The sequence below is a fragment of the Phormidium sp. CCY1219 genome, assembly GCF_055795085.1.
This window is the reverse complement of the sequence record NZ_JAYFEQ010000238.1, coordinates 1-266: the sequence shown is the minus strand read 5'-3', so window position 1 is coordinate 266 and position 266 is coordinate 1. Positions and strand designations below refer to the sequence as shown.

Here is a 266-nt window from a genome sequence, read left to right as displayed (position 1 = left end):
TCACTAATCGAAGAATGGCCACCCACTTCCGGTTCGATGCGTAACAAAGCATCCGGTTGAGGTTCGTTATCTTCATCTAAACGGAGGGTTGCATTGTCATAGAAATACACCCCCGGTGTAGCCATCCAATAAACACCTAACCAAGCCATAATAATTGCATGGGGATTACCATGTCGATTTGCTCGAACGGGGGAAGCCACGTAAACAACTCCTTCAATTAATTCGGCTTTTTTAATCTGCGATGCAGCCGCGTAGCGACGCTCAAA

Annotated in this window: 1 protein-coding gene; it reads right to left on the bottom strand. The window is 46.6% G+C overall.

The window, feature by feature from the left end; all coding sequences use genetic code 11:
* Positions 1 to 266 (bottom strand): Uma2 family endonuclease (locus AC0QH1_RS02465; RefSeq protein WP_324629205.1); only part of this gene is annotated, 266 nt, incomplete at both ends.